This window comes from Vibrio sp. JZG10, from assembly GCF_054064075.1.
Genome location: NZ_JBSUGE010000004.1, coordinates 235,693 through 247,435, shown reverse-complemented (window position 1 = coordinate 247,435; position 11,743 = coordinate 235,693). Strand labels below are relative to the sequence as shown.

The window sequence follows — 11,743 nt, the reverse complement described above, 5'->3', positions numbered from 1 at the left end:
TTCCGATGACGCCATGAGGGATAAAGCGCTCGGCTACAAGCGCTTTGGAAAGGAGACGTCATCGGAGCCTGTGTTACTCGACTCGAGTGATGGTGACTTTCGCACCTGGGTTCAAGAAACGATGGTTCGCAGAAAGTGCTGAGTTTGCTAATCCATCATCTTGGCTAACTACCCCTGCATGGAATGCAACAACGTCATTGCTGTCATTACGAGCGGCATTGAAGCCCTCACCGCCACCTGCTGGGCCAGGAATGGTTGCGGCAAGCTCATCGTTTAGCTCTGTACCGGAATCCCAAACGTTCATGCTCATTTCGTAGCTTTCACCTACTGCGAGCGATTTGAGCGATAGCCCCGTTTCGCCAACAAAGGCATCATTGGTATTCACAAACATAGACGCCACAGACAAGTAACCGTAACGACTAGGGTCAACCGTGATGGTGACTTCGTCCGATGCACCCGGCAACACCAATCCATTGCCCGAAATACCTTGGTAAACACTGTCATTGCTGTTCATCAACTCAATCAGCTCAGCGTTACTACCGCCTTCGGCAAGGTGCTCAAGTTCAACGGATGCGGCTTGTCCAATTTCAAACAATTGGTAGTCACCATTGTGAGTGAGTACAGCAAGCGGAGACATAGGTTGATTCGCAGTCAAGTTCGCCACGTTGACGGTGTAGCGGTACGATTTCACTACGTCATTATCATCATCGCTTGGACAACCGGCGAGCAAGCCGACTGAAGCTGCTACTAGTAAGATTCTGTATTTCATACATCCCCCTTACTTCACAACGATTGTGATGGTTGCGACTGGGTTTAACCAACGATGGCTGCTGCTGTCTAGGTCACTGATGCCGCCAGTTGGGTCGCTATCACCAAGGTTACCCGGATGCACGTGAACTTTATCGTTAGTTACCGTTGCTTCAACGCCTGTGCCGCCAGTACCAAAGGTAATGAAAGGTGGGTTTGGCATGCTAGACGCAAGTTCATCGTTCGCTTCTGTACCGGCATCGTAACTTCTTAGGGTTGCTCGGTATGTACCCGCTTCCGTTGGAATCTTCCAACTATCCAGACCGACGAAACCGTCATTGGTTGGAAGCAACATCGCGCTCAGAGAAAGATAACCGTGGTCGCCACTGTCTAAGGTGAAGGTGGTTGCAACACCCGGATTCAAAATACCACCAACAGGATTCTCAACCACCGCACCACCAGCGTTACCAATCACACTAGCAAGACCAGAGATATCACCACCTTCTGCCATTGCTTCTAGTTCTGGCGTTGCTGCTTGACCCGTTCTGAACATTTGAAGATCAGAGCCATGTGCAGCAACAATAAGTGGCGTAAAGTAGATGCCTTTGGTTGCGTTTGTCACGGTGATTTCCAATTCCGCCGCATTCACTGATGCAGAGCCTAGTGTCATAGCGACTGAAGTCATGACGAGTCCGAGTTGGGTACGTTTTTTCATTGTGATTCCATCCTTTAATGAGGGTTGAACTACCCAAGCCCATGTGTACGGCTTTACTTCTTTGTTCGTGACTTGAGTAAGTTAAGCATTACGTTTCGAACGTTTTGCGTTCTTGCCTCTAAGAATGACGAGCAAATCTATCAGCAACTTCATCGAATTCTCATAAAATTCTCACAAGTTCTGTTCGAATTCTGTCAACAGCACTTTTTTACTCTTAATCAGCTGTTTACACTTCGCGCTCTCCCCTCCTACAATGCGTTATTCTCTGTTTAAATCACGATTCTCACCATGATTCATAACGTTCTGTCTGCCTACTATGGCGAAATCTACGGCATCGCTTTTTTCAACCACTACTTGAGCCACTACGCCCAAAGTGAACAACAAACACTGTGGCAAACCTTGATTGAAGTGGAAGAACTCACCGCAGAAAAGCTCAAACCTGTACTGCTGACAAATGGCATGGATATCGAAAATCGACACCAAGAGATGCAGGATAAGGGCTTGGCAGATGCAACCAAGTGGATTGGTTTACCATGGCAAGAGTTGGTGGCGACTCTTTTGAAGTGGGTAGAACCTTATGAGGTCAAGTATCGAGAGTGGCATGAAGAAGTGAAAGCTTCACAGCAGTATTCAACCGCTGAACAAGAAGCTATCGAGTTAATTGCCGACCACGAAACGGCCATTTATCACTGTTGGCAGAAATACCATACTGGTGAATCTGGCTTGCCTGCACTCAATGCATTTTTAGCAAAATATCGTTAAAGCGAGACGGTGACACTTGAACCTCGTGAAACCGTACCAGACAATATCGTTATTCCGCAGCGCAGAACTGAACAATTATGGTTAATCCAAAACTCATTGCCCTACTTCCTGATCTTGCTTCGTTTATCCTAGTGGTAAACGAAGGCAGTTTTACCGCTGCAGCCAAACAACTCGGCGTAACGCCATCGGCTTTAAGTAAGTTGATCACACGGTTGGAACAAGCCCTCTCGGTGAAACTGTTTGAGCGCACGACTCGTAAGTTGATCATCACTCAAGCAGGACAAAAGGTTTATGACCAAAGCATCGCAATGGTGAATGCCGCGCAGCAAGCCGTTGAGTTATCTGCAGAAGATCATGCCGAGCCAACAGGCGCACTCACAGTGGCAGCCCCAGAAGCATTTCTTAATTCGGTGCTTCAACCGTTTGTGTTGCCATTCCTAGAACGTTATCCAAATATTCAGCTTAAACTGCGTGCAGCAGATGGTGAGATCGATCTGTTCCGCCAAGGTATTGATGTCGCATTTAAGCTTACCGATAAACCCGATGAGAACCTGGTACTCAAAGAGATCAGTAAGACCAATCTTGTTTTGTGTGCCTCTCCAGATTACCTCACCAAACACGGTATGCCTGAGCACCCAACCGAGCTTGAACAGCACGATTGTATTTACCTTGCCGAGAACGACAAAGACAACATCTGGTCGTTCTTTAAAGAGGAAGCCTTTCATTCGATTGCCGTGAGTGGGCGCTACGCCGTCAACCATTCTCAAATGCGCTTGAACGGGGTTAAGTCTGGCTTGGGAATTGGGATCTTCCATGACTTCGTGATCAAAGACGCGTTAGAGCAAGGGGAAGTGGTGGAAGTATTGCCGGATTGGATGATCAAGAGTAACTACCACGGCGCTATCGCGATGCAGTATGCGCAAACCAAATACATGCCTGCTCGCCTGCGCGTATTTATCGACTTCGTTAAGGAGCATTTAGTCTCCGAGGACACTAACCATGCTTGAGGATACAAGCCATGTTTGAAGAGGCTAACCATGTTTAATGCTATTCATCACGTCGCGATCATTTGCAGTGATTATCCAAGGTCAAAACGCTTTTACACCGAATTGTTAGGGCTAAAAGTCATTGCTGAAAATTACCGTGAAGCCAGAGACTCCTACAAGCTTGACCTCGCTTTACCTGACGGCAGCCAAGTTGAATTGTTTAGCTTTCCGGACGCACCAGAGAGACCGAGCTTTCCTGAAGCTCAGGGGTTACGCCACCTTGCTTTTCAAGTGGATGATGTCGAGCATGTTAAAGAATATTTAGAGACGAGAGAAATTGAGGTAGAGCCCATTCGCATCGATGAATTTACAGGCAAAGCGTTTACCTTTTTCAAAGATCCAGATGGCTTGCCGCTAGAAGTTTATCAACGCTAACTTTGGTGGGGCACGAGGAACTGGCGTTTCAAATCGTACACTTAGAGCCAAAAAAGTGTAGCTTTCAGAAATGACCAAGCTCAGTTGTGGAAGTATTGGTGTAGTTGGAAGTGAATCATGATGAAAGGTCGAGAAGTGGCTAAAAGGACAAGGTTTGCCTTTATGGCTGACGGCATTGTCACTTTCTTCGATTTGAACCAATTCAAAACCGTTAAGCGTACATAGCGTCGCCCACACACCCATGCTGTTACCATGAGCATTGATAACAGGCATCAGGGTCACTAGCACCCAACTTAGAGCACTAGCAAATAGCATGGAGCGATAAAAAGGAATTAATCTACGCATAACGGTGACTTAACAAATTTCATTCAGCGTAACTAATTCTGAGTGCTAGCTCAAAAACAGGATCAATAAGTGGTTGCCACCTCACAGCTTTTCTTCAATAACGCAATTGACAGACACAAAAAAGCCCACCAAAACGGCAGGCTATTTTCATATTCTATTGTCAGCTTTTATCGCGATTAGCCGAACAGCTTACTCCAAATACTTGGGTTACGCTTGTCATGGTATTCTTCACGTAGGCTATCAATTTCACGTAATTGTGCTTTCGCGTCTTGCAGGTTACCAGCGTCTAAGTCTGCTTCAATCTTGTCTAACGTTACCGTTAGTTTATTAAAGCCTTCTAAGTAGGTATCGAATTTCTCTGGTGGATAGTTACCGCGCTTAGATTGCTCGACGATTGCTTGCAAGCTATCAATTGCAGACTTCATGGTTTCAACATCCGACGCTTCTGCCGCCTGTTTGAATTCCATCTTCATCTGCTTCATGTTTTGTTTTAAATCAACCGCTTCTGCCATTGCGTATGTTGAGCCAAACGCAATCGCACACCCTAGGACTAAAGGACGTAACATTTTCACTTCTCCATTTATAGTGCCGAATTCTGTGTCGGCTTTATTTACCCAAATAACCCACGCCATAAAAGGCGACAAACTAGCTTAGTTGAGTATTTCCGGGTCGCAGTGTAAAGCAATCTTACGCCAGGTGCATACCTAAAATGTAATCAAGTTTATGCGTTGCGAATGTCGTCATACTCTGGAATTGGCTTACGGCCTCTCAGAGCTAAGAAAGACAAAAACTGCTGGGCGGTGTGAGTAATCACTTTTTTGCTATCGATACCCACTTTATCCATTAGCTCTCCAACCAAATCCAGATTACCAACATCATGGCAGAAATGTGCATCACTTCCTGTTGTGAAGAAGACACCGAGATCTTTACCGATTTGTGCAATCTCGTGGCAACGGTCTACGCTACCCACTCGGCTATTCCCTTTTAGCGTGGTGTTATTGATTTCAATCGCAACATTATACTCTTTCGCGCACGCTAAAACGGCCTGAAAATCAAAGTCGAAATTTGGATTCCCAAGATGGCCAAGCGCATCAATACGACCGTTTTGAATCACACTAATGAGCGCTTCCGTATGAGTTTCTTTGTTTGCAGGACGAAAAACAGGTTCATGGAAACTTGCAATAACCCAATCTAGGTTACGATCGACACTCAGCGGAATATCGATGTCGCCTTCGGTATTAAGAATGTTGGATTCCACACCCCGAATGATCGCGATACCGTCTAAAAATCGAGGCAGGATTTTTTGGTTGGAGAAAAACCAGTAATGCGGCGCGCCCGGCATTGATTCTGCGTGATCGGTCGTACAGAACATATCCAAGCCGTTCTCTTTCGCCAATTTTGCATTTTCAATCAAGGTGCTGTACGCATGACCACTGGCGTACGTATGTGTATGGGTATCAACTTTAAATTCCATCATCCACTCTCTTAGGTGCGCTATCTTGCGTGCTATTGTATACCTACACGTGATGTACCGTCAGCCCAAGATGAGTATCAGACTTAAGCTTGCTCCTCACTGATGGCTTTTATTAGGGGCAACGCTTTTTCCCATCCGTGATTAAACATAGAAACAAAGTCGCTGTGCGTATGAATGGTGACATTGAGTAACAAACGATCACTGTTGGTGTCGATCTGATAGATCTCTCGTGATCCAATCCACTTAGATGCTAAATCTCCATCCAGTTGCTGCCTATTATCCGGATTAAAAATGGCAATGTGATGAAATTCAAGGCGCTGTTGCGGTTGCACGATATCGATAGTCGCTCGCGTTCCGCCCATATCGGGATCAAAAAAAGTGATGTCTTGCCCTTCTTCCCATATCCCATCAAATTGAGACTGGGGTGAGAAAGCCTGTGCCCAGCGTTTGTATAACTCAGCATCGGTTAGCACTTCCCACACCCGTTGCGGTGTAGCCGAAATCTCAACGTAATAATTTAGCGTAAGCATTATTTCTCTCCCTGAACCTTTCTTGACGCTAGTTCATTGTCAGAAAAAATCAAACCACACCTCTGATTTGCCTAACTTAATCCTCTATTTTCCGACAGGCTAAGAAGTTCTCGCTTGTAACCTGCCACCACGATGCGCCGTAAAGCGAACCCAACATGTGTTCAGTATGGTTGCGAGCACGATTAAACTCATCCCGATAATTTGGCTTTGGCTCATTCGGTCATCGAAAAACGCACTCTGCCAAACCGCAGTGAACAGTAGGTTAGTAAAAATAAGTGGTGCAAGTTGAGAGCCGCTGCTTGCCAGTTGATACGCTTTGGAGCGGAAAACTTGGGTGTTAATGATCATCAGGGACATCACACCGAGCCACAGCATATTAGAAGAAACAGTAGATTCCATCACATTGGCTTTGAGGAAAACATCGATGTCGTTAAACAACGTTAGCGGTAACAGAAATACGGCAGCAAACCCAAACGCCCAAAAGTTGATTTCTAATGGCGACATATCAGTTTTACTCACTTTATATAGCGTAAGCTGAGAGCCGGAATTGAAGAGTCCACCAGCTAGACCGAGTAATAAATCCGAACGCCAAGTAAACTCCCCACCAACTCCCGCCAACATAACCACTCCAGTAAACGCCATTGCTAAAGCCGCCAATGTTGAAACGCGAATGTGGCCTCCCATAAACAGCTTTTCAACCAAAGGAATAAATAATGGGCCAGTGGCAAACAATACCACCCCTTCTACCAGCGTTAACGTTTGTAATGACGCGATGAAACACAACTGTGATAAGCCGATACAGAAGGCGCGAAGCAAAATCGGTTTTAACGTCCCAGCTTTAGGAAAGGTAAGATTTTTGAAACGAAGTAAGACAAGCAAAATAAGTGCAGGAGCCAAAAAGCGTAAGAAGCTAAACAGTGTGACGGAAAGTTCACCTGTCAACTGCTTTGCTAACAACCCAGTAACAGATAAGCTTAACGTAGACATCAGCATGAAAAGGATAGATTTATTTACTGCATTCATTCGATACTCCTTAATATGTGGAGTATTTTATGAGATATCACTTATTGTAAATAGCGAGTAATATTAACTATTAATGTAAGAAAAACTTACAAGTCAACTTATCTCTCATCATGTTATGGTTTCTAAAATATGCGTAAATTAGTCCCTCTAAAATCCATCTATGCATTTGTCGCTGTGGCGGAATCTGGCAGCATGACAGAAGCAGCGCAGATATTAAGTGTGAGTCATTCGGCGGTGAGTCAGGCGATAAAATCACTGGAGACTCAGGTCAACAAGCCTCTGTTTGATCGCGTAGGCAGACAAGTTCAACTTAATGCTGACGGTAAAAAATATTATCGAAAGGTTGCGCCAGCTTTAGAACAAATTGTCGATGCCACAGAAGCGCTAATCCAAGACCAAAACTTGCAACGTATTACGCTTAATATGGTGAATTCCTTGGCGCTGCATTGGTGGATTCCGCGAATGTCGAGTTTGCAGGACTTTGCTCCGCAATTAGACGTTCGTTTATCCAACCTGTCTGGCAGGTTTAATCTAGAACAAGAAGGCATCGACGCAGCACTCGTGCATGGAAACACCGAGGAATGGCAAGATTATTACTGTGAAAAGCTCAGTGAAGATGAACTGGTTTTGGTGTGTAGCCCTGAATTGGTAGCTAAGACGAATGACTCAAATATCGCTCAACTGTTAAAGCAGTATCCCATCATTGAAGTCACTAACGAACGAAGAAAAAATGACTGGAACGTGTGGCAGAATGCGACTGGCATCCTGCGACCTAAAAGCAAAAAACCAATCACTTTTAATATGTCGATACAAGCCGTCCAGGCCACAACTCGTCGTTTGGGGTTATTGGTCACTCATCGCTTGTTTGTGAAAGATGACATCAAATATGGCCAGTTAATCGAGCTGGGCGAACCCGTAATTAATCCTCATCAACAGCTTTACTTTGTATGCCCGCCACACAAGCTAAAGCTGGAATCGTTTCACCTTCTGCGCTCGTGGTTGCAACAATCATTCAATTAAAGAAACCTTTTGTTAAGCACATTCATTGAAAAATTAGTATAAAGTTAGAAAGAGCACTTTTCATCCAAGGATGGTTTATGAAGCGGTATCAAATATGGTTAAGCGTACTCTGCCTCGCAGTACCCATGAGTGCAGTCGCTGAAAGTAAAGACGCTCATTCAGAGCAAGGCATCTCAACGGCAATCATAGGCGGCCAGCAAGCCACTCAAAATCAATTGCCCTTTTTCGCACGACTCATTCTACACAAAACTGGCGCTAATCAATTTGCCAACATCTGTGGCGGCACTATTGTTAATGACCGCTTCATTTTAACCGCCGCTCATTGTGTAGAGCCGAGTGTTTTTTCTGATGGATGGACAATCAATGATCTGCGAGTCTTAGTAAAAAACCCGACAATGAACGATGTGTTTGTTGATGAATTCAAAGATGTTCGCTCTATCACTATTCATCCAAATTACGAGCCTAGTGATTTATGGATTAATGATATCGCCGTACTTGAACTTACCCATCCGATCACCGACAACGTTCAATCCATTACGTTGCCGCAAGATTTTGGTGCTTACAGCAGCAAATCGGTTTATCAGATATTCGGTTTAGGGCAAACCTCGACCAACGATGAAAATGGACCAAATTATTTGCGATGGGCGGAAGTAAAACCACTCACTGATGCACAATGTGCTTCTTTAGTGACGGGGTTTAATGCTCAAGAAAGCTTATGTGCCAATGGGTTTCCTGAACGCAGTTATACCGGTATTTGCAGCGGTGACTCTGGTGGCCCTCTCACCTATCAAGACAATAACGGAATGTATCAACAAATCGGTATTGTGAGCTATGGTTCTTCTGTTTGTGAATCCGCTGCGATTCCGAGTGTGTTTACTGAGGTTCTAAATTACACAACATGGATTGAAGCCCAAACCAGCTCGGGAGTGAAGACTCGTTACAATGCTCTTTTAGCAAGCACAGAAGATTATCATAGTGAAGGTGATTCCGGCTTTGAACCAGAAGATACCAACACATCTGGCTTTGAGGATAATGGCAGTAGTGGTGGCGCACTTGGCGCAGGGATGATCATGCTTGGAGGCTGGTTTGGTTGGCTAAGACGCCGAAGAAATTATTCGCGCTCCTAATAGCTTCGATAAGACATCATAATATCTTGCGCTTAACACGAGAGTTGATGATGTCTTCTATTATTTTTTGCTCTTTTTTCGCTTTTTCATAATTTTGCTTAGTACGCCATCGTTCGAGCACTTTTTCTAACCCTTGAACACGAGCGTGTTTGTGCTCCAGCGTTTTCTGTACAGACGCGCATTCCGCTTGCATGACGGCTTGTTCATGCTCATGGTGGCGAAGCATTTTTTGCAGCATTTGATCGACACGGTTAAAGTTCATCAGTGCTGCGCTTGTCAGTGTTGGAACAGTTCTGGTTGATTGTCCCGCATGGCCTTTCAATGCTGACAATTGTTCCAACTGCATTGAAAGATGGGAGTGACGTTGACGCATGGCATCAAGTTGCTGACCCACACGATCACGTTGCTTTTCTTCCATTTGTTGCAGCTTACCCACTGCTTTTAACTTGGATTTCATCTCAACGATACCACTCCCATTTGGTTAAGCACTTTGAAAAAGCTGCGCAAGCTCGGTCAAACTGGTTGGGTAATCCACTGACTCATTGGCGGCTTGTTGTAAATACGCACGTAAGTTTGGATACATAGCAACAGATTGATCTAATTCAGGATCTTGCCCCGGTTGATAGCCTCCTAACGGCAACAGTTCTTTCACCTGAAGATAGTTGGAGTACATCTGGCGGAAATTATTCGCGATCGTGCTATGCGCCTCCTGTGTACAGGTACTCATACAACGGCTGATAGACGCATTAATATCAATGGCAGGATAGTGCCCTTGCTCGGCAAGTTGACGCGATAATACAACATGCCCATCTAAGATAGCACGCGCAGAATCCACGACAGGATCTTGCTGGTCGTCCCCTTCCGCCAACACGGTATAAATTGCGGTTAGGCTACCGTGCTGATTTTCACTGTTGCCCGCACGCTCAAGGAGTTGCGGTAACACGCTGAAGACAGAGGGCGGATAACCGCGAGATGCCGGAGGCTCGCCAAGCGAAAGAGCGATTTCACGCTGTGCCATGGCGTATCGAGTGAGAGAGTCCATCAACAACAGAACATCTTTGCCTTGATCTCGAAAATACTCGGAAACGCGATGACAAAGCAGTGTCGCTCTTAACCTCATCAGCGGGGATTCATCAGCAGGAGCTGCGATGATAATCGCCTTCTTGCGCGCCTCTGGGGTTAAGTTTCGTTCGATGAACTCGCGTACCTCTCGGCCTCGCTCACCAATAAGACCGACCACAATCACATCGGCTTCGGTGTTTTTGGTGATCATCCCCATTAAAACACTTTTACCGACACCACTGCCCGCCATTAAGCCAATGCGTTGCCCTTTTCCGACGGTCAAGAGTCCATTGATTGCGCGCACCCCAACGTTGAGTGGGGTATCAACAGGACGTCGCTTCAATGGGTTAATCGGTTTTGGTTCAAGTGAAACACGATCTCCCCCTTTAAGCGGTGCCCCGTCGTCCAACGGCTCACCTAAACCATTCAGCACTCGCCCTAACCACTGAGCACTTAACTGCACGGTACTGTCACCGTCCAGAGGAATGACTTTCGCACCAGCAAATAAGCCACCTAAGCGCCGAATAGGCATTAGGTAAGCAATAGTGTGCTCAAAGCCCACCACTTGCGCTTCGATCATGTCGCCTTCTGCGGTTTCTACGAGACAGCGCTGCTCCAGTTTAAACCGGCACCCAACGGCTTGTAACATTAAGCCGTTTACTTTAATCAAGCGCCCTGTCACGCGAGCAACAGGGATTGAATCGAGCGAAGCCAATGCTTCGCTCAAACGCTCACTCAATAGCTCATGGCTTAAGGTATTACTCATGCTCTGATTCTACCTGCGGAATACTAACTTCATCCAAAAGGTGTTGTTTTACATTGTCCATACAGGCTTCTAAACGAGAGTCGCAACTTGCATCCGCCTCTGCATCATCGGTCACTAGTTGACAGCCACCAATCGGAAGTTCCGTATTAGCCACCAGTTTCCAAGATTGTGGCAGATCAGCATTAATGTGAGTAATTCGTTCTAAATCCTGCGGATTTAAATGCACGGTTACGGTTTCCGCTTTACCAGGCATGGCAGACAATGTCTCATCCACCAAGGCAAGGATCTGTTGAGGCATTAAAGTGAGCTCAGCACGAATCACTTGCTGAGCCACTTTTTGTACCAGCTCACAAATCATATGACGTTGCTGTTGCTCTTTTTCGTCTTGCCAGCGAGACAGCGCATGAAAGAGCTCGTTCACGGGTTTCGCCGCCTCTAGAAAGCTCTGTTTTCCTGACTGCTCACCAGACACAAAGCCTTTTTGGAAGCCTTCTTTTTGCCCATCTAACAGACCTTGTTGCTTACCCTGCTCGATACCTTGACGTAAGCCTTCTTCATGCCCTTGTTGTAAACCTTGTTGAAAACCGGCTTCAAGCTGCTGTTGAATATCAACTTGCGGCTCTTGCCAACCTTGGTTATCTAGCCCGAATTCGTCTTCTATAGCCTTAGGCTGCGCCAAAGGCGGAAAACGGTGCAAACGGTATCCACTCGGCGGCAGTCGCATCGTACTTGATTTTGTCTCTACCATGAC

Annotated in this window: 15 protein-coding genes; 5 read left to right on the top strand and 10 right to left on the bottom strand. The window is 45.8% G+C overall.

The annotated features are described in order from the left end of the window. Nucleotides 1-73 precede the first annotated feature (73 nt). Both ACWYVB_RS08075 and ACWYVB_RS08070 read right to left on the bottom strand, forming a co-directional pair. A complete protein-coding gene (locus ACWYVB_RS08075) occupies nt 74-769 on the bottom strand; it encodes a spondin domain-containing protein (RefSeq protein WP_005383999.1) in 696 nt (231 codons plus the stop codon). A 9-nt stretch (nt 770-778) separates the two neighbouring features. Beyond that, complete coding sequence (locus ACWYVB_RS08070; RefSeq protein ID WP_457528645.1) at nt 779-1,462, bottom strand: spondin domain-containing protein; 684 nt, start codon at nt 1,460-1,462, stop codon at nt 779-781. A gap of 288 nt (nt 1,463-1,750) precedes the next feature. On the opposite strand from ACWYVB_RS08070, the gene ACWYVB_RS08065 reads away from it, so the two are divergent. From ACWYVB_RS08065 to gloA2, 3 genes are all read left to right on the top strand, one after another. Next, nucleotides 1,751-2,224, top strand: coding sequence for a hypothetical protein (locus ACWYVB_RS08065; RefSeq protein ID WP_457528643.1), 474 nt, complete (start codon nt 1,751-1,753; stop codon nt 2,222-2,224). 77 nt (nt 2,225-2,301) lie between these two features. Beyond that, the gene (locus ACWYVB_RS08060; RefSeq protein ID WP_042601221.1) at nt 2,302-3,231 is read left to right on the top strand and encodes a LysR family transcriptional regulator; all 930 of its coding nucleotides are present in this window, start codon (nt 2,302-2,304) and stop codon (nt 3,229-3,231) included. 30 nt (nt 3,232-3,261) lie between these two features. After that, a complete protein-coding gene (gloA2, locus tag ACWYVB_RS08055) occupies nt 3,262-3,645 on the top strand; it encodes an SMU1112c/YaeR family gloxylase I-like metalloprotein (RefSeq protein WP_048625392.1) in 384 nt (127 codons plus the stop codon). On the opposite strand, the gene ACWYVB_RS08050 is transcribed toward gloA2, so the two are convergent. The 5 genes from ACWYVB_RS08050 to ACWYVB_RS08030 form a co-directional block, all read right to left on the bottom strand. Continuing rightward, a complete protein-coding gene (locus ACWYVB_RS08050) occupies nt 3,625-3,990 on the bottom strand; it encodes a hypothetical protein (protein ID WP_080619260.1) in 366 nt (121 codons plus the stop codon). The two genes, gloA2 and ACWYVB_RS08050, sit on opposite strands and share 21 nt — an antisense overlap. A gap of 176 nt (nt 3,991-4,166) precedes the next feature. Continuing rightward, nucleotides 4,167-4,556: a cytochrome b562 gene (locus ACWYVB_RS08045; protein WP_005394852.1), complete on the bottom strand. Its 390-nt coding sequence runs from the start codon at nt 4,554-4,556 to the stop codon at nt 4,167-4,169. A 155-nt stretch (nt 4,557-4,711) separates the two neighbouring features. Continuing rightward, nucleotides 4,712-5,464: a phosphatase gene (locus ACWYVB_RS08040; protein WP_047009782.1), complete on the bottom strand. Its 753-nt coding sequence runs from the start codon at nt 5,462-5,464 to the stop codon at nt 4,712-4,714. Nucleotides 5,465-5,547: 83 nt separating this feature from the next. Beyond that, complete coding sequence (locus ACWYVB_RS08035) at nt 5,548-5,994, bottom strand: SRPBCC family protein (protein ID WP_005394850.1); 447 nt, start codon at nt 5,992-5,994, stop codon at nt 5,548-5,550. A gap of 99 nt (nt 5,995-6,093) precedes the next feature. Then, the gene (locus tag ACWYVB_RS08030; protein WP_005394849.1) at nt 6,094-7,017 is read right to left on the bottom strand and encodes a DMT family transporter; all 924 of its coding nucleotides are present in this window, start codon (nt 7,015-7,017) and stop codon (nt 6,094-6,096) included. Between the two features lie 129 nt (nt 7,018-7,146). Between ACWYVB_RS08030 and ACWYVB_RS08025 the strand changes: the two genes are divergently transcribed. Then, nucleotides 7,147-8,037 (top strand): LysR substrate-binding domain-containing protein, encoded by an 891-nt coding sequence (locus ACWYVB_RS08025; RefSeq protein ID WP_301583177.1) that lies wholly within the window; start codon nt 7,147-7,149, stop codon nt 8,035-8,037. Between the two features lie 125 nt (nt 8,038-8,162). Beyond that, a complete protein-coding gene (locus tag ACWYVB_RS08020) occupies nt 8,163-9,164 on the top strand; it encodes a S1 family peptidase (protein WP_457528639.1) in 1,002 nt (333 codons plus the stop codon). A gap of 16 nt (nt 9,165-9,180) precedes the next feature. Here ACWYVB_RS08020 and fliJ read toward each other — a convergent pair whose 3' ends face one another. Genes fliJ through fliH form a run of 3 tightly spaced genes read right to left on the bottom strand, consistent with a single transcriptional unit; the run spans nt 9,181 to nt 11,740 of the window. Further along, nucleotides 9,181-9,621, bottom strand: a complete 441-nt coding sequence (fliJ, locus tag ACWYVB_RS08015) for a flagellar export protein FliJ (RefSeq protein WP_005394844.1) — start codon at nt 9,619-9,621, stop codon at nt 9,181-9,183. A gap of 24 nt (nt 9,622-9,645) precedes the next feature. Then, nucleotides 9,646-10,992, bottom strand: a complete 1,347-nt coding sequence (fliI, locus tag ACWYVB_RS08010; RefSeq protein ID WP_005394843.1) for a flagellar protein export ATPase FliI — start codon at nt 10,990-10,992, stop codon at nt 9,646-9,648. Continuing rightward, entirely contained in the window at nt 10,985-11,740 is a 756-nt protein-coding gene (fliH, locus tag ACWYVB_RS08005) for a flagellar assembly protein FliH (RefSeq protein WP_005394841.1), read from the bottom strand. The genes fliI and fliH overlap by 8 nt, the downstream gene beginning before the upstream one ends. Nucleotides 11,741-11,743: the final 3 nt, after the last annotated feature.